This window comes from Thermoflavimicrobium dichotomicum, from assembly GCF_900114055.1.
GTDB lineage: Bacteria > Bacillota > Bacilli > Thermoactinomycetales > Thermoactinomycetaceae > Thermoflavimicrobium > Thermoflavimicrobium dichotomicum.
Genome location: NZ_FORR01000002.1, coordinates 300,839 through 319,919, shown reverse-complemented (window position 1 = coordinate 319,919; position 19,081 = coordinate 300,839). Strand labels below are relative to the sequence as shown.

The following is a 19,081-nucleotide window of genomic DNA, read 5'->3' as shown; positions in this document are numbered from 1 at the left end:
ATGCAAACAGACACAGCGAAGGTAGAGATCCAACCAAATCATGTGGAAGACGAGAAACCCTGGAAAGAGTTTATGCGGGCATTTATTCGCCACCGTTCAGCTCTTATTGGCAGTATTATTATTCTTTTGCTTATCTTGATTGCCATTTTGGCACCGGTTCTTACTTCTTATGAGTATTCAGCCAGATCCGATGATCTGAATCAGGCACCGTCGGCCGAGCACTGGTTTGGTACCGATGAAATGGGAAGAGATGTTTTTACACGCGTGATTTATGGTGCTCGGATTTCCTTGTGGGTTGGATTTTTTGCAGTGACGGGTTCTATTGTGTTTGGCAGTTTTCTGGGATTGATTGCTGGTTTTTATGGCGGATGGCGAGATACCATTATTTCCCGATTCTTTGATATTCTACTCGCTTTTCCAGGCATTTTGCTGGCGATTGCGATTGTAACAATCTTGGGACCCGGGCTCAACAATGCCTTGATTGCCATTGCGATTATTAATATTCCTACATTTGGACGTCTGATGCGTTCGAGTGTGCTAAGAGTGAAAGAAGAAGATTTCATTCTGGCTGCCAGAGCGATCGGAATGAAAAATAGCCGGATCCTTTTCCACCATATTTTGCCAAACTGCTGGACGCCGATTATGGTGCAAGGAACACTCAGCTTTGCTACCGCCGTTATTGAAGCGGCAGCCCTTGGATTCCTGGGGCTTGGGGCACAGCCACCGGAGCCGGAGTGGGGAACCATGTTGTCAGATTCTCGTCCCTTTATCCAGACAGCACCCTGGACCATGATTTTCCCAGGTTTAGCCATCATGTTAACCGTTCTTGGCTTCAACTTGTTGGGAGATGGATTGCGTGACATTTTTGATCCCAGAATGAAACAGTAAGCAAGAATATCCTGCCTAAGTGAATTGGTGTTAGGCAGGATTATTTTTTTGGGGACTTAAGATTCGGTCGGGAATAAATCTGTAAGTCAGTGATCTCAATCATTCAATTGCAAAGTAGAGAAAAAACTTATGAGAACAAGTACAATTATTCAAGATAAAAAGGTAATATATAAATAGTTGAGAACCTTTTGCATAGGATGTGACTGCTTGTGAAAAATGCTCACGAAATTGACTTTCGTATTTATGGTGAAGATATGCAATTTGTGGAAATTGAATTGGATCCCGGTGAAAGTGTGATCGCTGAAGCAGGAAGCTTAATGATGATGGAAAACGATATCCAGATGGAAACCATTTTTGGTGATGGTAGCCAAGCCAGCAGTGGTCTGTTTGGTAAATTGTTTAGTGCTGGAAAACGTCTTCTTTCGGGAGAAGGGTTGTTTATGACCCTCTTTACCAATACAGCGATCCAGGGGAAAAGGCATGTTTCGTTTGCAGCCCCGTATCCAGGCAAAATCGTCCCCATGGATTTGGCTGAATTGGGGGGCAAAATTATCTGCCAAAAGGATGCTTTTCTCTGTGCAGCGAAAGGCGTATCTGTGGGAATTGAATTTCAACAAAAAATGGCCCGGAAATTTTTCACAGGGAAAAGTTTCATCTTGCAGAAACTGGAAGGAGATGGGCTCGCTTTTATCCATTCAGGTGGAACCATTTATAAAAAAGTCCTGTTTCCCGATGAAATTATTCGTGTAGATTCTGGCTGCCTTGTCGCCATGACAAGAAATGTACAATACCAAACGGAATTTGTGGGAGATGTGAAGACAGCACTTTTTGGTGGGGAAGGCTTGTTTTTTACAACACTGAGAGGTCCAGGTACCGTCTGGATTCAGTCACTTCCATTTAATCGTTTGGTCAGCCGTATATTTGCACAGGCAGCTGGCGAAGATGGCGAAAAAAGCAGTGGCAGTGGAATTGGCGGAATCATTGGTGAAATTTTGGATTAATGTTTATATGGTATGGCAGGATGGTCTATCACCGATCCCTTACCGATCCAGGTGGGGGGTCATTTTTTTGTATAAACTGGATTATTTGGTTGCACACTCTTATTGGAGGTGTTGACTTTGAAACGAGTAGCTGTAGAAGCCAATCTTTCAAATGTACAAGAATACTTGAGTCGACAAGGTTATCAGGTGGAAACCTTGGGCCAGGCCAATGGCAATAATGCAGAACAGGCCCAATATGATGCCATTGTCATTTCTGGTGTTGATGAGAATGTGATGGGCATGCAGGATATTGTGCAAAACTGTCCTGTCATTAGTGCCAATGGGTTAACAGAAGAGCAAATTTACCAGCGCTTGGAGCAACTGCCAAGATAAGTAGAAGATCCCCTTGGATGAAGCTTAATTCATCAGGGGATCTTTTGTGTTTACCTGAAGCAAAGCTGTTTTCATGATATAAGAGAGCAGCGAAACAGAAATGGGACACGGATTCGCAATTAATTTTTTCAGGCATTGAAGCAAAGCTTCACTGGAAAAAGAACGGGAGCATGGATCAATATCATCACGCGTTAGCACATAGGGACAATGAAGTAAAGAAGCTAATCCTTTTTGTTTCAAGTTTTCTTGATACAGTTGAGTGAACACAATGCCGTAACCATATGGAAAGGAAAAAGAAGACGATCCTTGTGTGTGTTGTATTTTTTGCTGAAGAGAGTGGCTGATTTGGCAAGCGTAGTTTCGAGCTCGCAGCAGTGCTGGAGTAATAATGACTGTATTTGGATGCATGAGTGAGTAGGGTGGATACCAGGTTGATAAATGGGACAGATGTTCCACTTCCAATACAATCAACCCCAAATCCGGACCGATAATCGTGAATTCGGGTTGGTAACCGAATAGAGTTTGTTGGTAAAAAACCAGATAATCGGGAGGGAGATATTGTTTTAGCGTGTGAAACAAGAGCTTATTCTCTGGATGTGCGTCTTTTGGAAGATGTTTGGGAAAAGAATTTGCCATGTCCTCCTCATCTCTTTTCTTAATAATCATCATATCTCCTATATTCCCTTCTTGCTAAAACTTAGGCACCCCCTGAGGGATGCCCTTTCATGATCTTGGAAAATATTCTTTCCAGCGCTCATCGACCAGCTTTTTGATTTTCGGATCTACTTCCAGCTCATCAGGATATCCTGGTTTCATACGTGCATCGACCAGAATGGGGAAACGGTAGCTCGGATGATGGCGCACCAAATCCGTACGAGCGTAGATATCATGGGCTGGGTCGAAACGTGTAAAGATGGTCCATAAAAACGGGGTTTGACCGGAAGCTGCTTGAATATCGTCAACCAGGAAGATAAAAGGCCATTGCTGTAACTGATCACCATAGTGATCCAGCAGTTCCTGGGCGAGCTCAGGGCGTTCTGTAAAGGGGGATGTTTCCAGAACCAGAGCTCCTCGGCAATATATCGCTGCTTTTCGAACCCCATCCATATCAGGTCCCTCAAAATGGGATGGCAAATCACGAATCGGTTCGCCTGTTCCGACCAGTATCGCTTTACTGCCATGATTGAGCCGGCGACCGGTGTAATCAAGTGTATCCATCGAAGTATGGTTAAAGATAAACAGGTCGGTTGCCGGATCAAATCGCTCCATGATGAGCTCAAAAAGACGTTTGAAATCTTCGAGAGGAGTGGGCTGATCCGTAATGATTAAAAACTTGGTGAGGGTTAATTGACCTTCACCTAGAATACGGAAGGCATTGGCAAGGGCTTCCCGTTTATAGCTTTCGCGTACAACGGCAGCAGCCAGAGCATGAACACCTGTTTCTGGATAAGCCCATAGATCACGGACACCTGGCATGGCCATCGGATAGGCTGGAGAAAGAAGACGTTGCAGAAACTCGCCTAAATAGTAGTCCTCCTGCTTTGGCTTTCCAACGACAGTAGCAGGGTAAATGGCATCTTTGCGGTGATGGATACTTTCAACATGGAAAACAGGGAATTCATGAGCCAGAGAATAGTAACCATAGTGGTCTCCAAAAGGCCCTTCAAGCCGACGCTCGTGTGGCAATACCTTTCCAGAAAGAACAAACTCTGCTTCAGCTACGATGGGGTATCCTTGTCCTTCTTTGACCACAGGTAATTTTTCTCCCAATAGCAGGGAAGCCAGTAAAAGTTCAGGCAAAAATTCAGGAACCGGAGCAATGGCGGATACGATGAGTGCAGGTGGTCCCCCTAGAAAAACCCGAACAGGCAAGGGCTCATTGCGCTGTTCCGCTTCATGGTAATGGAACCCGCCGCCTTTGTGGATTTGCCAGTGCATTCCGGTTGTTTTTTCATCAAAGATTTGCATGCGATACATGCCCAGATTATGCTGATGGGTGACCGGATGTTCGGTGTAAACCAATGGGAGTGTGATAAAGGGCCCGCCATCTTCTTGCCAGGATGTGATGACCGGAAGTTTGGTCAAGTCAACCCTGGTTTGCTGTTTTTCCAACACAGGCGCCTTGTTCCTGGAAACAGGCTTTAGGCCAATTCGGAATAAATCGCTGATGAGCTTTCGTTCACCCCATAAAGCTTTTGGACTCGGGGGCATTAACTTAGGCATGAGCTGAACGATTTGCTTCATCAACTGTTCCGGACGGGGGCCAAAAGCGAGTTCTACTCGGCGTGGAGTACCAAATAAATTAGTGATAACCGGGAAATGGCTCCCGCGAATATTGGTAAAGAGCAGAGCAGGTCCTTCTTCCGCAATGACTCGTCGGTGGATTTCAGCCAGTTCAAGATTGGGGTCAACAGGTGCATCAATTTCTACCAAATCCTTTTCCTGTTTGAGTTGTTCGATAAAAGATCGTAAATTCTTATGCAATGTCATCTCTCCCGTTCATCAAATTCTAGTCCTATTATAGCGGAAGAAAAAAGATATAATAAGGGAAAAGGGGGAAGAAGTTCGAATGAAAGTGATTGTTTACTCGAAACCGCATTGTATCGAGTGTAACGTATTAAAGCGATTTTTGTCTGATTACCAAATTGAGTATGAAGTAAGAGATTGTGGATCAAATCCTGCTTACCTGGAAGAAGTGAAAAAGATGGGATTTTTAGGCGTACCCGTAACGGTTGTGGGAAATCAGGCGATCCATGGTTTACAGCCAGACGCTATTTTAGAAGCTCTGGGACGTAAATGAATCAACCAAAAAAAGTTCACCCCTTTTTAAAAGTGGGTGAACTTATTGTTTTAATATTATGTATAAAATAATATTTTATAATATAAATTCCCGTTAAAATCGTTGTTTTTATTAATAAAAAGTGAATTTTTATATTCAATTCTCCATTCATTTATGCTATTATATCTTTACAAATATGAAATAGATATTTTCTGAAATTATGGAAATATCTATTTCTTCATCAATCAAAAAAGGAGGTAGTTAGATGGATCTTTTCAGGAGGAAAAGTGTAAGCACTTTATTGAAGCAAAGAGAAGAAGGAGTTGGAGGAATTCCGCTTCGCCGCGATTTATCCGCATTTGACCTCACTTTTTTGGGAATTGGAGCCATTATTGGAACAGGGATTTTCGTGCTGACAGGAAAAGGGGCATTAACAGCTGGACCGGGACTGGTTCTTTCCTTTATCATTGCCGGAATTGCTTGTGCTCTCAGTGCTTTTGCTTATGCTGAATTTGCTTCCATGGTTCCTATTTCTGGATCTGTTTATACCTATACGTATGTCACATTGGGTGAGTTTCTGGCATGGGTCATTGGTTGGGATTTGATGCTCGAGTATATGCTGGCGGTGAGTACGGTATCGGGTGGATGGTCCGGTTACTTCCAATCATTTTTAAGTGGATTTGGCATTGAATTACCGAAAGCCTTGACGGGAGCATTTGACACAGCACAAGGTACGTACTTTAATCTGCCAGCGTTTCTGATTGTTATGATTATCACTTTTTTACTTTCGATTGGTGTGCGTGAATCAAAATGGGTTAACAACATCATGGTATGGTTAAAATTGGCAGTCGTTGTTCTTGTCGTCCTGGTTGGTGTGGCCTATGTAAAACCGGACAACTGGACCCCATTTATGCCCTTTGGATTTAGTGGTGTTTGGGCAGCCGCATCCGTCGTGTTCTTTGCTTATTTGGGATTTGATGCTGTAAGTTCAGCAGCTGAAGAAACACGGAATCCCGGTAAGGATCTGCCCAGAGGAATTTTATGGTCCCTGGGGATCTGTACCATTTTCTATATCATTGTAACTCTGATTGTTACCGGAGCTATGCCATTTACGAATTTCAAGGGACAAGCGGCTCCTGTATCTTATGTGATGAAATTTGTGGGGCAGGATTGGGTTGCTGGTATTATCGACCTCGGTGTTGTGATCGGGATGATGACCGTCATGCTGGTTATGCTCTATGGACAAATCCGGATCGGTTTCGCCATGTCCCGTGATGGATTGCTGCCCAAATTTTTCTCCACTGTCCATCCAAAGTATCAAACGCCATATAAAGCAACCTGGATCTATGGAATAGCTTGTGGACTGTTGGGGGCAATCTTTCCATTAGATAAGCTGGCTGAGCTGGTTAACTTGGGAACCTTGGCGGCATTCGTGCTGATTTCGATTGCAGTGATTGTGCTTCGATTTACCCAACCCAATCTGGAGCGGAAATTCCGTTGTCCAGGAATTCCGTCCAAACCTGGTCTAGCCATTTTCTCTATTCCTACTCTCGCAGTCATTTTCTGTCTCTTTCTCATGTTTGGCTTACCATTGGAAACCTGGATTCGTTTCCTCGTTTGGTGGGTGATTGGAATCGTTATCTATTTCCTGTACTCTCGAAGAAAATCCCATCTCAATCAATCATCTGAATAGAATGAATAATAATAAAAAAGGCTGCTGGGGATCATCCAGTAGCCTTTTTTAAGTTTAGTTCAGTGGCTGAAAAAACACGTAATCAGGAATAAGATAACAGAAATCATGAAATATGATTATCCATTCAATTGAGTGTACCGATTCCATGCTGTTTTCTATTTTAGCTGGTTTCCTTTCTTCTTTTTCAAGGTTTGTCTTTCCCATTTTTTGAGTGACGGATATGGATCAATTGAATAGGTATTTCGCCCATTAAACTTGTACAATCCATAATGTAAGTGAGGCGGAAACTTTCCGGCAGTCCCAGGAGGTCCATATCCGGTTGATCCCACTGTGCCAATTCGTTCGCCGGGCTTAACGATGTCTCCCTGTTTCAACCCTTTGCGAAATCCGGCCAGATGAGCAAAATAGTGGTAGTTGTTATGGATATCACGAATGCCAATCCGCCAACCACCAAAGCGATTCCATCCCATCAACTCTACATACCCATAACATGTACTGAGGACAGGCGTTCCATAGCCGGCGAAAATGTCTGTACCTTCATGGATCCTCCTGCCACCCCAACCGCGTCCCGCACCCCACGTATCGCGATAGCTATAAGAATAGGGACGTGGAATGGGAAAAGTATATTCGTCTAAATCGATCCGATTGTATTTCAAGAAAATTTTGGCGATGTGAGTAATAATATCGACGGTTATCGGATGCTGGTAGTATTGCCATAATTGTTCACGTATGTTTGTTTCAGTCGTACCCTGCTTCAGTAGATAGAGAGAAACAGAATAAAGAAGATCGAGATCATCCTGGCGATTGGCCAGACCATCCCCGTTAGCATCTTTACCCATACCTGAAAAAAAGTGAATCGAGGCAGGTTTCATATCATCAAGATAGGGATTGGCTTTTCCAGCCCATAGATAGGAAGGAACCTGAATGGAGATCAGCCCTGTTTGCTTTGGTTTGTTTTTGGCAAGACGGGCAACATTTTTTTCATATTGATTCATGGCTGCCAAATAGTACCAGGGAATGCCTGTCAGGTTTTGCATTGTCTCAAACATATGTTTCCTGAGCATGTCAGGGTTTTCGTTTTTGGCATGTGCACTGTCTAAAAAAGAACAGGTAGATATAAGTAATATTCCGAGACACAGTGAGGAGATCCATTTCTTGTTCATACCATCACCAATATCGTTATCATTTGTTATGTTAGTATGTCTCAAATAAAAAAAGACATGGATGGAAGATTTAGGTGAATGGAAAAAGGCATCCCTTGTATAAAACAAGAGATGCCTTTTATTTGGAAGTGGTATGGGATGGGAGGAAGCGGATTACTTTTTAAATTGTGGAATGTATTTGTTGCTGAGTTCATCAAGCATCAGGTTTGCTGCTTTGATTCCGCCAGCGGTATTCCAGATAATATCATCCACTTTAAATACTTGTTGATTTTTGACTGCATTCAAGTTTTTCCACAAGGGGTCGTTCGTAAACTCTTTTTCCAATTTCAAAGCAGAATCTCCATCTTTTTTCGGTGTATAAGTGAAGTATAAGAGGATGTCGCCATCCATATCTGGAATCCGTTCACGAGTGACTTCCACAGCGAATTCATTTTTCGCCTGTAATTCTGGACGTGCCCAGCCTAACTGTTTGAAGATAACACCTGTGAAGGTATCTCCTTGATAAATCCGTACTTTACCAGGCATAAAACGAACGATGGAGATTTTTTTCTTGGTCAGGTCCCCCGCTTTTTTCTTTACTTCTTCCACTTTTTTATCAAACGCAGCGATTAATTTTTGCCCTTCTGCTTCTTTATTCACCGTTTTTGCATAGAGTTTGAAGTTTTCTTTCCAGTCTCCGCGAAGTTTATCACTGAAGACGGTGGGTGCGATGGCTGAAAGTTGTTTGTACACTTTTTCTTGCCGCATTTTCATTCCGATGATTAAATCCGGTTTCAGTTTGGCGATCGCTTCCAAATTGGGCTGATGCTCTGTCCCCACCGAAGTAACGCCTTCCATCTCTTTGGCAATGTGAGGATACCATCCACCCGTAAATCCTTCTACTGCACCCACTGGTTTTACTCCCAATGCGAGAAGAGCCTCGATTCCTTCATTGGTGAGAACCACTACACGTTTTGGGGTTTCTGGCACTTCTGTTTTACCCATGACGTGTTCAATTGTACGCGTTTTCCCTTTTTGGGCTTCGCTTTTGGATGAGTCTGCGCCTGGTGCAGAGCTGCAGGCAGCAACGATCAGAGAGAAAACCATAAGAAGAGTAAAAAGGCCGAACAGACGATGACGCTTCAACATTTTCTGTATCCCCTTTGTTGTTTTTGATAATGATTTTCATTACCTAATATACAAATAGTGATAATCGTTGTCAATCAAAAATGTGATAATGATTTTCATTGACAATAAAGGAAAAGATTTAATAGACTGAGAATGGTTTTATGTGTAAATGGAAGTCAGGTGACAGAAAGTGAGAGAGATTTTACATACGCGGATATCAAAAATAATCGGATTGGTTATAGGTGCTTTGCTTGTTTTGGGATTGATGTTGGCAAGTATCATGTTTGGATTCAAGAATATGACCTTTCAAACGGTGTGGGATTCTTTCTTCCATTTTAACGGTTCAAACGAGCATCTCATTATTCAGACGAGTCGAGTGCCACGGACAGTGATTGCTGCTGTAGTAGGAGCAAGCCTGGCCATTGCTGGTGGCTTGATGCAAGGTTTGACACGAAATCCTCTGGCTTCCCCGGCGACACTGGGAATTAATGCCGGAGCCAGCTTTTTCATTGTAATGGCTGTTTCCTTTTTTTCGGTGCAGGCATTTACTTCCTTGATGGTGGTTGGTTTAGTTGGGGCTGCACTCACTTCACTTTTTGTTTACTTTTTAGGTTCGTTAGGGCGTGACGGTATGACGCCGGTCAAATTAACCCTGGCGGGAACAGCTGTAGCTGCTCTATTTGCCTCACTGACTCAGGGAATTTTGGTGATGAACGAAAAAGGTTTGGAAGAGCTGCTATTCTGGCTGACCGGTTCTGTTCAAGGCCGAAAGCTGGAAATGGTGTCTGGCATTTTTCCCTTTATCTTTTTGGGCTGGTTGTTTGCACTATTAGTCATGAAGCAGATGAATGTTTTGGCGTTAGGGGATGATGTGGCCAGAGGTTTGGGGATGAAGTTGGGGCTTATCAAATTATCTGTAGGTGGCGTGATCATTTTATTGGCTGGAGGATCTGTGGCGATTGCTGGTCCCATTGTTTTTGTTGGTCTAATTGTTCCTCATATTGTCCGGGCCATGGTCGGTATTGATTATCGTTGGATTATCCCTTACTGTGCCATCTTTGGAGCCATCTTTCTGATCAGTGCGGACTTGGGCGGTCGTTTTATCATGACCCAGCAAGAAATTCCAGTTGGCGTGATGACAGCGATTATGGGTACTCCCTTTTTTATCTATCTTGCTCGTAGAAATGCAGGTGAAAAAGGATGAAACGTTTTCGCGGGGTCCGTTTGGGAAAAAATATTTCCTTTTTCATTGATATGAAAGCCATTGCAGTCATTCTGGTTCTGGCAGTGATTTTGTTTGCGGTGATCCTGCTTAGTATTGGGATGGGTGAAGTGACAATCTCTCCGGTTGACGTTTTCAAAGTATTGATTGGCCAGGGATCCGAGTTTCACCATTTGATTGTGAATACGTTTCGCCTTCCGAGAGTATTGATTGCCCTGTTTGCCGGGATGTCTCTGGCGATTTCAGGTGCATTGCTCCAGGCAATGGTACGAAATCCACTTGCTTCCCCTGATATTATTGGGATTACAGGGGGGGCATCAGTTGCTGCTGTATCGATTATTACTTTGTTTAGTGATAGTACCACTTCCTTATCTGTCAGTTTGGGATGGATTCCCTTTGCGGCATTTTTAGGAGCGACGGTCACTGCTTTGTTGATGTATGCCTTTGCATGGAAAAAGGGAGTTTCTCCTTTCCGGCTGGTTTTGGTCGGGATTGGATTATATACAGCAACACAGGCAATTACGAACCTGATTATCTTGCTTGGACCCGTTTACAGAGCGGTACAGTCCAAAACCTGGCTTACCGGAAGTGTGTACGGAAGCGAGTGGAAGGAAGTATACACTTTGCTTCCATGGGTTTGTATCCTGATCCCACTGGCTTTCTTCATGTCGAGAACCGTTAACATCCAGCAATTTGGCGATGATATTGCCATCGGTGCGGGGGATCGCGTGCAGCGCAATCGATTGTTTATTTTATTGCTTGGTACGGGTTTGGCTGGTTCTGCCGTTGCATTTGCCGGAGCGATCAGCTTTGTTGGTTTGATTGCTCCACATGCAGCGAGAAGAATGGTGGGCTCATCCTATGATATGTTACTTCCTACATCTGCACTGCTTGGAGGAATTATCGTTGTTTTGGCTGATTTGGTGGGACGGACGATTGTTGCACCATTGGAAGTGCCGGCAGGCGTATTTACCGCTGCGATCGGTGCTCCCTATTTTATCTTTCTGCTAATCAAAACAAAAAATCAAACGGGTTGAGGATTAGGTAGGGAATCATTGTTTTGTGGTACAATAAGTAAGAATGACTCTTCTAGCTAACAGCGACCTTTTGATAAGTAGTGCAGATAGATGGAGGGAATAAATTGTCGACAAAAGAACGTAAACCGGAATGGTTAAAGGTACGATTGACAACGGGTGAGAATTACCAAGAGCTCAAAAAGATGATGCGAAGCAAGACGCTTCACACGGTTTGTGAAGAGGCCCGTTGTCCGAACATTTATGAGTGCTGGGCCAATCGGACCGCTACTTTTATGATTTTGGGCGATATATGTACGCGGGCCTGCCGTTTCTGTGCTGTCAAGACAGGTTTGCCGACTGAGTTGGATTGGGCAGAGCCTGAACGGGTGGCGGAAGCGGTTGAACAAATGGGAGTTCGGCACGCAGTGGTCACTTCAGTTGCTCGTGATGATTTGAATGATGGTGGAGCTGCCATTTTTGCAGCCACGATTAAAGCGATTCGGATACGGAATCCATTTACAAGTGTGGAAGTATTAATTCCGGACTTTTTGGGGAACTGGGATGCACTTAAGATAGTGATGGATGCCAAGCCGGATATCCTCAACCACAATATCGAAACGGTTCGACGTTTATCGGATCGTGTGAGAGCCAAAGCGAAATATGACCGCTCTTTAGAGCTGTTGAAACGGGCAAAAGAAATGCAGCCACAAATTCCAACCAAGTCAAGTATTATGGTGGGCGTTGGCGAAACCTATGAAGAAGTGATCGAAGCCATGCGAGATCTTCGAGCGCATGATGTGGATATTGTGACCATTGGACAGTACTTGCAGCCAACAAAAAAACATCTCAAAATCGAGCGTTACTATACACCAGAAGAATTCGCCGCTTTGAAAGAAGAAGGTTTGAAAATGGGCTTTTCCCATGTAGAATCAGGACCGCTTGTTCGCAGCTCTTATCATGCGCATGAACAGGTAAAATCTGCACAAGCTCATCAAGAACAAAAAAACAGCCGCTCGTTAAACAAAAAGGACGTCTCCTGATGGAGCGTCCTTTTAATATCCGATATCGGTTTTGGACTTGGGTTGAATATTTTCGTTTACGTCTGGAGGCGTTTTATCTCCCATTTGTCTCAGCAGATTTTCTAAATCGCCTTTAACTCCTTCAACATCGTGATTGGTACGCATCCGCATTCCTACATTGTTAATTTGAGACTCCAGTTTGGCACTATCTGTTACATGCACTTTATAATAACGTGGAGTTACCGCTTCTGCAGTACGTCTTGCTTCTTTTAGGATTTTGGGATTGTGTTTTCCATTTTTTGTACGGACACCGACAAAAATGTGGTCGTCTGTCACTAATACGGTGGATTCTTTTACACCTGGCAAAACTGTTACCAATTGAGCGATATGCTTGGCGAGGATCGGACGATCGATAAATACATTATGTGGCTGGGGAACTTTGTTTCCATTGGTTCGATAATTCTCCGGATTGTGGCGAAAATAGCCAATTTCATTTTGGCCGCCACTTGCAGCACTTTCATGTCCATTGATATCGCTGTTGTCTCGTCGCACTGCACCTAGGCGAGATGGATTATTGCTTTCCCGGTAAAGGGGTTCATCAGGGTTTCCGGTTTGTTCGGGTGTTGCTTGACGAGGGGAACATGCGGACATAATGAATATAACAAAGCTTATCAAGCCATAAATCCAAGTTCTAGTCTTCAGATGGATCACCTCCTTGATGTTAGCTTGCCCGCTTTTTTCATGAATACGCTTCCAATAAAAACATAGTGAGGAAATGGAAGATATGATAACATAATAGTTAACAGATGAAAAAAAACAAATCTGTACTATATCAGATTTACAGAAAATGGATGCTGTTTCCAGACAGTACATGATTTAGTAAAAAGGAGGAAGGCGCCAATTGCGTCGTTGATCAATGGATAGAGTGGAAGTGCAAGGCATTACATATGAATTGTTGACAAATTATCGAGATGCCTGGAATCCAGAAGCGTTTAAAAAAAGATACAGTGAAATATTAAATAAATACGATTTTATTGTAGGGGACTGGGGATATGGACAATTGCGGTTGAAAGGCTTCTTCCATGATCACCATGTCCGGGCCACTACAGAAACAAAAATCAGTTACCTGGAAGAGTATTTAAATGAATTCTGCAATTTTGGATGTGCTTACTTTGTACTTCGCCGTGTATCTGATCAGAAAAATCCCTAGATCCAAATTGGATACCTCTTATTGATCTGGATCGTCATGTAGCGGATGACTTCCGGGAATCTGTCGCTGTAAGTCTTCATGAAATTCCCGGTTTTCATAAGTAAAAGCAGAGACTCTGTACTGATCTGCCTCCCATGGAGAGTTTTTACCTAACTTTTCGTTTCTGGATGAGCCATAAGGACCTTCAGGAAATTCCTCAGGCAGGATTTCATTTCGCATGGACTCAACCGTTTTGAACTCTTTAAAATCGGGTTGTTTGCTCATGGCTTCTCACCTCTTAACCCTAAGGTATCCGAGTTGGTAAAACGATATACAAACAAAAAAACCCACACTTTTTAGTGGGTTTTTTTCAGCTTCAGGATCACCTCTGTTTTTTTAATTTAAATCATTGTTTGTAAAAATTGCCGTAGCTCATCTGCTTCTTTTTCGGAGAGTTGATAGACATGTTCAAGATAACCTGGCTCATCTAAATCATCTTGACCAATGATCGCAAATCGGTTGGATTGTAAATTTAATACCAGCAATTTACCATAAAAGCGATCGGTTATGGTGATGGCCAAATCAAAGCGGTTGGTTTCACCTATAAAACTGACAAAGCGGGTACGCGTGTTTTCGGTTTCATCATATAAATACATGAAATCGTTGTTCATAAGTAAAGCTCCTTTATTTGAAATATCGTTCATGAGTAAAGTTTGGCATCAATGCTTGGATCTGTCCAGAGTCTGTTTTTGAATTAAAACGGTACCCGTCTCATTTTTTAGAAGAAAAGAAAACTTTTCTTTTTCTTGCGAGGTGGTAATGAAGTTTCTCTGGTTGCAGAGATGAGTCGCTGAGTAAAATTCGCATTACGCAATTCCATTTTCAGTTGATCCTGTTTTTTACGGATGTCATCGAACATTTTGTGGATTTCACTGGCTGGAATACTTTCATAAGAAACGGCAGCCAACTGTTGTTCCATGCTTTCCATCGCATCAAATAAAGTAAAGAGATGCCCTTCCATTCTTTCGATTCGTGTAAATAATTCATCGACCATGTCAATCATATTTTCCATATTGTCTGAAATATAACGGAAAGTTTTTTCCGGATTCATTTGATTCCAATCATGGTCTTTTGCAATTTTTCCTTCACGAAACAGGTCTTCGCGCACTTGTCTCATGGATTTGTTTGGTTCTTGCAGTCTTTCCTTAATATCGGCCAGACGTAATAAACTTTCTTCCGTTAATAAATAGTGCCCACGTTCATTCCATTCCGGGCAGATATATTCTTCAAAAGTATCAATCCATTTACGTATCGTACGAGCGTGCACTTGCAACCGTTCCGCCGCTTCACGTGTAGAAATGTAGGCTAGCTGGTTCATTGGATGCTCCCCCTATCTCAAATCAAATCCCATACATACATTTTCTGGGAAATCAATTCCATTCCTTCTAGCGTGACAAAGGAAGCCAAAATTATACAAAACTAGTGCATAGAATACAAAAAAGCTCCCGCGTCATGCGACAGGGAGCATACAATCTCAAGCATAAGGAAACTGCGTACGATAATTGGCGAATTGCTGTGCTTTTTGGCTGATTTGGTTCATCTGGGCTGCTTCTACTTTATACCAGCCTTTCTGCTGCATAAGATTGAATAGATCGTGCTGGGCTCGATGTATGTCATTTAACAGATTCATTTGAACCTGGAATAATTGTTCATTGCTTGCTTCGTTGGCCGCTGTATTATAACCGCTGGCTAAATATTTTTCGAAAGCTAAAAGATCATTGATTCGATCACGATCATTCATCTCAGGGCCTTTGATTTGAGGTAACCCTGTTTGTGTTTGTATCGGTTGCTGTTGCATAGGATTCTCCCTCTTTCATTGTGTATAAGTGGTTTGATTGGTGGTACCCGTGGCCGATTGCAATTGAGCCAGTAGCGTTTCATAGTGCTGTTGATGCATTTGTCCGATTTGATTCATCAGCTGTGCTATTTGCTGATCCTGGCATTCAGTTGCATAGTGGTGACATTTTTTCATCGCCAATAATTCCCAAGACATTTCATCAGTAAGGTATTGCAAGTCCTTTGTTGAGATTTGCACGATATGCCCTCCTTTATTTGATTTGTCAGCAGTTAGTATCTGTTTGATCTCATTTTTTATGTAAGGGAGACGAATGGGACATCTTTTATTTCCTGATCGATCAGTCAAGACTTGAAACAAGAAGTGAGGCAAAATGATCGCCGAATCATATATGGAGCGAAGGAGTCGTATGAAAAATGTACGAACCTATTCACTTATTTGGTCGAAGTCTACCTATATAATAAGGATTGAACTCTTTTTTCTTGGAGGAGAAGGAAAAGGAAAGATATACATAAAATGAAAATCATCTCAAAAAAAGAACATTATGTCGTATAATAAATGCAGTTGTTATACGGATGTGAGGATCTGGAGGGAAGATATAATGATATATGAAGTGAATACAGATCGGATTGATCGCCAGCTTCGCTACTTGGAAAAGTGCATTCAGGTATTGGAGCAGGCAAGGGTTGAAGAGATGAACCAGGTCGTGGAATTTGCTGTAGCTCGTGCTGTACATTTAGCCGTTGAGTGTATGATCGATGTAGGCAGTGTGATGATTGATGGTTTTATTATGAGGGATCCGGGTGGCTATTTGGATATCGTCGATATTTTGGAAGATGAACAAGTCATTGATTCATCTTTGGCAAGCAGGATCAAAGAAAAAGTGCATTTCAGAGACAAACTGGTGCGTTATTATGATGAATTGAAAAAAGAAGACTTGGAGCAGTATGGACAGGACACAGAGACTTATCGTCAATTTATTCAATCAGTAGAATCCTATCTGGAAAAAGAGCGGGCATTAGGGAATATAGAATAATGAAAGAAAAATTGATTCAATGCAAAAAGAGATATGTCTTGTTTTATATAAAAAATCTTTCATAAGAAGATATTCGTGTGATGCCATATAAATTTACAAGTGTTGTACGTTTCTGTACAATGAAAAGAAGGATGGTGAAGCCAGATGAAAGAAAGCGGCTCAACCCGTAATCAAATACTGGTATTGCTCAAGACGAAGGGGCCGTTGACCGTCAGTGATATGGCTGAACATCTGGGAGTGACAGAGATGGCGGTGCGTCGCCATCTGAATACCTTGGAGCGAGATCAATTGGTCACCTCCCAATTGCTTCGTCAGTCGATGGGTCGACCTACCAGTCAGTATTTTTTGACAGAAAAGTCTGAGGAGTTTTTTCCGAAAAATTATCATACCTTTACGCTGGATCTTTTAGAAGACTTGGAAGAACGACATGGAGAAGAAATCATTGAGGAATTGTTTCGCAGTCGCGAGAAACGACTGACCGAAACATATCAAGACCGGTTCAAGGGATTGAATTTGCGTGAGCGTGTAGAAGAATTGGCCAAGTTACAAGATAGTAAAGGATATATGGTGAAATGGGAAGAAAATGATCAGGACTCCTTTACTTTGATTGAGTATAACTGCCCGATTGCTCAGGTAGCGAATCGTTATAACCAGGCTTGTTCCTGTGAATTAAATTGGTTTCGCAGATTACTTGATGCAGAAGTGGAACAATACACATGTAAGGCTAAAGGCGGGCAGAATTGTATTTATTATATTCGCCCGAAAGCAGAACAAGAAGCATAGGCGTTTACTTGGAATGCAAGTGAATGCTTTGGCATAGATCTGGAAACTTGTATTTCGGCATCGGCGGATATAGAGAAGAAGCGTGTTTCATGTAAGTGGAACACGCTTTATATTATGGGTTTATTATTCAATAACCATCTAAAGATTTTACCGAGGCATTCCTGAAAATATGGATACGTTTCTCCCTTGCTTCGGGCTGGGTTCCTTCCTCCGTGACGACTTCTGTACCATCACAGTCACTCCGTAAGGAACCCAGCCCTCCGTTTTATAAAAAACAGAACACCTTTTTCATCCCTCTGATGATGTTGCTCGGCAACATGTGGGTCTGTTGACAGACATACATCAGAAACTTAGTCAACAAGCTGGTTTTTATCTTTTACCCATTCCTTCGTTATTGTGACTGTCTTTTTTGATAAAATGAAAAGTGTAAGCCATCAAAGGAGGAAATCCAATGAATCCAGAATGGTACGAACAAAGCTTCGGTGAAGATTATTTGATTGTGTATCGACATCGAAATCGTGCTATGGCGACTCAGGAAATGCAGCAAGTCATCCAGTGGTTGGAACTGACTCCAAGTGACCATATCCTGGATTTATGTTGTGGGACGGGTCGACATTCGATTACGCTGGCTAAACAGAACTTGCATGTAGTTGGTTTGGATCTGTCAAATACTTTGTTACAACGGGCCAATCAATTAACTCAACAAGAAGGATTGAACATTCCATTTGTTCATGGTGATATGCGCCAACTCCCTTTTGTGGATGATTCTTTTGATGTGGTATTAAACCTGTTTACTTCTTTTGGCTATTTTCGGGAAGATGACGAAAACCAGCAAGTACTGCGTGAAATCGTACGGGTGTTAAGACCTGAAGGACGTTTTTTAATTGATTTTCTGAATCGGGAAGCCGTTATTCGCCAGTTGGTTCCAGAATCAGAACGCGAGGAAGAAGGGGTTTGGATTCGGGAAGTTCGATGGATCGATGGTGATTTTGTCCACAAGACGATCTGGATTAGGGATGATCGTGGAGAACGAAGATACGAAGAGCGTGTAAAAATGTATACGTATGAAAAAATGGTGGATATGATGACACAGGCAGGAATGAGTGTGACCGCATCATATGGCAGTTTTCGTGGGGAACCCTATCAGAAAGATAGCAAACGAATGATTATTGTGGGGAAGGTCAGAAAATGAAGAAATATGAAGGGTACTTAATTGATTTGGACGGAACGCTTTACCGTGGAAGTGAAATGATTCCTGATGCGGTTGAATTCATCAAACGTTTACAGCAAGCGGAACGACGCTATCTTTATTTGACCAATAATTCATCCCGCCTGCCAGAACAAGTAGCCGAACGCTTACGTGCTTTTGGATTTCCAGCAAAACCGGAACAAGTATACACTTCTGCACTGGCTACAGCGAATTACCTGAAAGAAGAACTTTCTTCCCCATACGTCTATGTCATCGGTGAAGAAGGGTTGAAAAGAGCGATTGAAGAGGCAGGTTGTACATTGACAGAAAATAATCCTGAAGTGGTTGTCGTGGGAATAGATCGTCAATTTACCTATGAAAAGATGAAGAAAGCAAGTCTCTTCATCCGTCAAGGAGCTCAGTTGATCGGTTCAAATCCTGACAAGGCATTGCCTACAGAAATCGGTTTGTTACCCGGAGCTGGTTCGCTGATTGCTGCCATTGCTACAGCAACAGGTGTTAAACCGCTAATCATTGGAAAGCCAGAGCCCATTATTTTACGCTATGCTTTGGAAAAATTAGGTTCTTCCCCTGAGAATACGCTAATCATAGGGGATAATTTAGAGACCGATATTTTGGCTGGTGTGAATTCGCAGATTGATACCTTGCTCGTTTATAGTGGAGTAACAACGCCAGAAATGTATGAGCACTCTTCGATATCGGCTACATATCAAGTCGCATCTTTGAGTGAATGGACTATATAAAGAAG

The 19,081-nt window shown here is 42.6% G+C and carries 23 protein-coding genes; 13 read left to right on the top strand and 10 right to left on the bottom strand.

Going from position 1 to position 19,081, the window contains the following annotated elements; all coding sequences use genetic code 11:
• The 3 genes from BMZ78_RS03970 (at position 1) to BMZ78_RS03960 (ending at position 2,261) form a co-directional block, all read left to right on the top strand.
• Positions 1-888 (top strand): ABC transporter permease, encoded by an 888-nt coding sequence (locus tag BMZ78_RS03970; RefSeq protein WP_093228157.1) that lies wholly within the window; start codon positions 1-3, stop codon positions 886-888.
• Between the two features lie 209 nt (positions 889-1,097).
• A complete protein-coding gene (locus tag BMZ78_RS03965; RefSeq protein ID WP_281244535.1) occupies positions 1,098-1,889 on the top strand; it encodes a TIGR00266 family protein in 792 nt (263 codons plus the stop codon).
• 117 nt (positions 1,890-2,006) lie between these two features.
• Complete coding sequence (locus tag BMZ78_RS03960) at positions 2,007-2,261, top strand: YkuS family protein (RefSeq protein ID WP_175482277.1); 255 nt, start codon at positions 2,007-2,009, stop codon at positions 2,259-2,261.
• Positions 2,262-2,285: 24 nt separating this feature from the next.
• Here the strand turns inward: BMZ78_RS03960 and BMZ78_RS03955 are convergent, their stop codons facing one another.
• Both BMZ78_RS03955 and BMZ78_RS03950 read right to left on the bottom strand, forming a co-directional pair.
• Positions 2,286-2,897, bottom strand: coding sequence for a hypothetical protein (locus BMZ78_RS03955; RefSeq protein WP_139203256.1), 612 nt, complete (start codon positions 2,895-2,897; stop codon positions 2,286-2,288).
• A gap of 87 nt (positions 2,898-2,984) precedes the next feature.
• Complete coding sequence (locus BMZ78_RS03950) at positions 2,985-4,751, bottom strand: menaquinone biosynthesis decarboxylase (protein WP_093228152.1); 1,767 nt, start codon at positions 4,749-4,751, stop codon at positions 2,985-2,987.
• Positions 4,752-4,830: 79 nt separating this feature from the next.
• Here BMZ78_RS03950 and BMZ78_RS03945 point away from each other — a divergent pair, with 79 nt between their 5' ends.
• Together BMZ78_RS03945 and bcaP are read left to right on the top strand one after the other, a co-directional pair.
• Entirely contained in the window at positions 4,831-5,061 is a 231-nt protein-coding gene (locus tag BMZ78_RS03945; protein ID WP_093228151.1) for a glutaredoxin family protein, read from the top strand.
• A gap of 244 nt (positions 5,062-5,305) precedes the next feature.
• Positions 5,306-6,733 (top strand): branched-chain amino acid transporter BcaP, encoded by a 1,428-nt coding sequence (bcaP, locus tag BMZ78_RS03940; RefSeq protein WP_093228149.1) that lies wholly within the window; start codon positions 5,306-5,308, stop codon positions 6,731-6,733.
• A gap of 155 nt (positions 6,734-6,888) precedes the next feature.
• Here bcaP and BMZ78_RS03935 read toward each other — a convergent pair whose 3' ends face one another.
• Both BMZ78_RS03935 and BMZ78_RS03930 read right to left on the bottom strand, forming a co-directional pair.
• Positions 6,889-7,896: a M23 family metallopeptidase gene (locus BMZ78_RS03935; RefSeq protein WP_093228148.1), complete on the bottom strand. Its 1,008-nt coding sequence runs from the start codon at positions 7,894-7,896 to the stop codon at positions 6,889-6,891.
• A 153-nt stretch (positions 7,897-8,049) separates the two neighbouring features.
• Positions 8,050-9,024, bottom strand: a complete 975-nt coding sequence (locus BMZ78_RS03930; protein ID WP_093228146.1) for an ABC transporter substrate-binding protein — start codon at positions 9,022-9,024, stop codon at positions 8,050-8,052.
• A gap of 169 nt (positions 9,025-9,193) precedes the next feature.
• Between BMZ78_RS03930 and BMZ78_RS03925 the strand changes: the two genes are divergently transcribed.
• The 3 genes from BMZ78_RS03925 (at position 9,194) to lipA (ending at position 12,281) form a co-directional block, all read left to right on the top strand.
• A complete protein-coding gene (locus BMZ78_RS03925) occupies positions 9,194-10,207 on the top strand; it encodes a FecCD family ABC transporter permease (RefSeq protein ID WP_245739724.1) in 1,014 nt (337 codons plus the stop codon).
• Positions 10,204-11,262 (top strand): FecCD family ABC transporter permease, encoded by a 1,059-nt coding sequence (locus BMZ78_RS03920; protein WP_093228145.1) that lies wholly within the window; start codon positions 10,204-10,206, stop codon positions 11,260-11,262. Before BMZ78_RS03925 ends, BMZ78_RS03920 begins: the two co-directional genes overlap by 4 nt.
• A 104-nt stretch (positions 11,263-11,366) precedes the next feature.
• On the top strand, positions 11,367-12,281 hold the full coding sequence (gene lipA / locus BMZ78_RS03915; RefSeq protein ID WP_093228143.1) for a lipoyl synthase: 915 nt from the start codon (positions 11,367-11,369) through the stop codon (positions 12,279-12,281).
• 12 nt (positions 12,282-12,293) lie between these two features.
• Here lipA and BMZ78_RS03910 read toward each other — a convergent pair whose 3' ends face one another.
• The gene (locus BMZ78_RS03910) at positions 12,294-12,812 is read right to left on the bottom strand and encodes a YhcN/YlaJ family sporulation lipoprotein (RefSeq protein WP_341849621.1); all 519 of its coding nucleotides are present in this window, start codon (positions 12,810-12,812) and stop codon (positions 12,294-12,296) included.
• A gap of 364 nt (positions 12,813-13,176) precedes the next feature.
• Between BMZ78_RS03910 and BMZ78_RS03905 the strand changes: the two genes are divergently transcribed.
• Complete coding sequence (locus tag BMZ78_RS03905) at positions 13,177-13,470, top strand: YutD family protein (protein ID WP_093228141.1); 294 nt, start codon at positions 13,177-13,179, stop codon at positions 13,468-13,470.
• An 18-nt stretch (positions 13,471-13,488) separates the two neighbouring features.
• Here the strand turns inward: BMZ78_RS03905 and BMZ78_RS03900 are convergent, their stop codons facing one another.
• The 5 genes from BMZ78_RS03900 to BMZ78_RS03880 all read right to left on the bottom strand — a co-directional run bounded on the left by BMZ78_RS03900 (position 13,489) and on the right by BMZ78_RS03880 (position 15,544).
• A complete protein-coding gene (locus tag BMZ78_RS03900; protein ID WP_093228139.1) occupies positions 13,489-13,734 on the bottom strand; it encodes a hypothetical protein in 246 nt (81 codons plus the stop codon).
• A gap of 116 nt (positions 13,735-13,850) precedes the next feature.
• Positions 13,851-14,120 carry a DUF3055 domain-containing protein gene (locus tag BMZ78_RS03895; protein WP_093228138.1) on the bottom strand — a complete coding sequence of 90 codons (270 nt, stop codon included), beginning with the start codon at positions 14,118-14,120 and terminating at the stop codon, positions 13,851-13,853.
• 107 nt (positions 14,121-14,227) lie between these two features.
• Positions 14,228-14,827 (bottom strand): MerR family transcriptional regulator, encoded by a 600-nt coding sequence (locus BMZ78_RS03890; protein ID WP_093228136.1) that lies wholly within the window; start codon positions 14,825-14,827, stop codon positions 14,228-14,230.
• Positions 14,828-14,983: 156 nt separating this feature from the next.
• Positions 14,984-15,307 (bottom strand): spore coat protein, encoded by a 324-nt coding sequence (locus BMZ78_RS03885; protein ID WP_093228135.1) that lies wholly within the window; start codon positions 15,305-15,307, stop codon positions 14,984-14,986.
• 15 nt (positions 15,308-15,322) lie between these two features.
• Positions 15,323-15,544, bottom strand: a complete 222-nt coding sequence (locus tag BMZ78_RS03880) for a hypothetical protein (RefSeq protein WP_093228133.1) — start codon at positions 15,542-15,544, stop codon at positions 15,323-15,325.
• Positions 15,545-15,905: 361 nt separating this feature from the next.
• Here BMZ78_RS03880 and BMZ78_RS03875 point away from each other — a divergent pair, with 361 nt between their 5' ends.
• From BMZ78_RS03875 to BMZ78_RS03860, 4 genes are all read left to right on the top strand, one after another.
• Positions 15,906-16,340, top strand: a complete 435-nt coding sequence (locus BMZ78_RS03875) for a DUF86 domain-containing protein (RefSeq protein WP_175482275.1) — start codon at positions 15,906-15,908, stop codon at positions 16,338-16,340.
• 144 nt (positions 16,341-16,484) lie between these two features.
• Positions 16,485-17,123 (top strand): helix-turn-helix transcriptional regulator, encoded by a 639-nt coding sequence (locus BMZ78_RS03870; RefSeq protein WP_093228130.1) that lies wholly within the window; start codon positions 16,485-16,487, stop codon positions 17,121-17,123.
• Between the two features lie 451 nt (positions 17,124-17,574).
• Complete coding sequence (locus BMZ78_RS03865; RefSeq protein WP_093228129.1) at positions 17,575-18,315, top strand: class I SAM-dependent methyltransferase; 741 nt, start codon at positions 17,575-17,577, stop codon at positions 18,313-18,315.
• Positions 18,312-19,076 (top strand): TIGR01457 family HAD-type hydrolase, encoded by a 765-nt coding sequence (locus tag BMZ78_RS03860; protein WP_093228127.1) that lies wholly within the window; start codon positions 18,312-18,314, stop codon positions 19,074-19,076. Before BMZ78_RS03865 ends, BMZ78_RS03860 begins: the two co-directional genes overlap by 4 nt.
• Positions 19,077-19,081 lie beyond the last annotated feature (5 nt).

Coding starts and splice junctions, on each gene's coding strand:
- BMZ78_RS03930 (WP_093228146.1), bottom strand. CDS start 9,024: ATGTTGAAGCGTCATCGTCTGTTCGGCCTTTTTACTCTTCTTATGGTT.
- BMZ78_RS03920 (WP_093228145.1), top strand. CDS start 10,204: ATGAAACGTTTTCGCGGGGTCCGTTTGGGAAAAAATATTTCCTTTTTC.
- BMZ78_RS03890 (WP_093228136.1), bottom strand. CDS start 14,827: ATGAACCAGCTAGCCTACATTTCTACACGTGAAGCGGCGGAACGGTTG.
- bcaP (WP_093228149.1), top strand. CDS start 5,306: ATGGATCTTTTCAGGAGGAAAAGTGTAAGCACTTTATTGAAGCAAAGA.
- BMZ78_RS03970 (WP_093228157.1), top strand. CDS start 1: ATGCAAACAGACACAGCGAAGGTAGAGATCCAACCAAATCATGTGGAA.
- BMZ78_RS03900 (WP_093228139.1), bottom strand. CDS start 13,734: ATGAGCAAACAACCCGATTTTAAAGAGTTCAAAACGGTTGAGTCCATG.
- BMZ78_RS03935 (WP_093228148.1), bottom strand. CDS start 7,896: ATGAACAAGAAATGGATCTCCTCACTGTGTCTCGGAATATTACTTATA.
- BMZ78_RS03870 (WP_093228130.1), top strand. CDS start 16,485: ATGAAAGAAAGCGGCTCAACCCGTAATCAAATACTGGTATTGCTCAAG.
- BMZ78_RS03885 (WP_093228135.1), bottom strand. CDS start 15,307: ATGCAACAGCAACCGATACAAACACAAACAGGGTTACCTCAAATCAAA.
- BMZ78_RS03865 (WP_093228129.1), top strand. CDS start 17,575: ATGAATCCAGAATGGTACGAACAAAGCTTCGGTGAAGATTATTTGATT.
- BMZ78_RS03950 (WP_093228152.1), bottom strand. CDS start 4,751: ATGACATTGCATAAGAATTTACGATCTTTTATCGAACAACTCAAACAG.
- BMZ78_RS03955 (WP_139203256.1), bottom strand. CDS start 2,897: ATGGCAAATTCTTTTCCCAAACATCTTCCAAAAGACGCACATCCAGAG.
- BMZ78_RS03860 (WP_093228127.1), top strand. CDS start 18,312: ATGAAGAAATATGAAGGGTACTTAATTGATTTGGACGGAACGCTTTAC.
- BMZ78_RS03945 (WP_093228151.1), top strand. CDS start 4,831: ATGAAAGTGATTGTTTACTCGAAACCGCATTGTATCGAGTGTAACGTA.
- BMZ78_RS03895 (WP_093228138.1), bottom strand. CDS start 14,120: ATGAACAACGATTTCATGTATTTATATGATGAAACCGAAAACACGCGT.
- BMZ78_RS03875 (WP_175482275.1), top strand. CDS start 15,906: ATGATATATGAAGTGAATACAGATCGGATTGATCGCCAGCTTCGCTAC.
- BMZ78_RS03905 (WP_093228141.1), top strand. CDS start 13,177: ATGGATAGAGTGGAAGTGCAAGGCATTACATATGAATTGTTGACAAAT.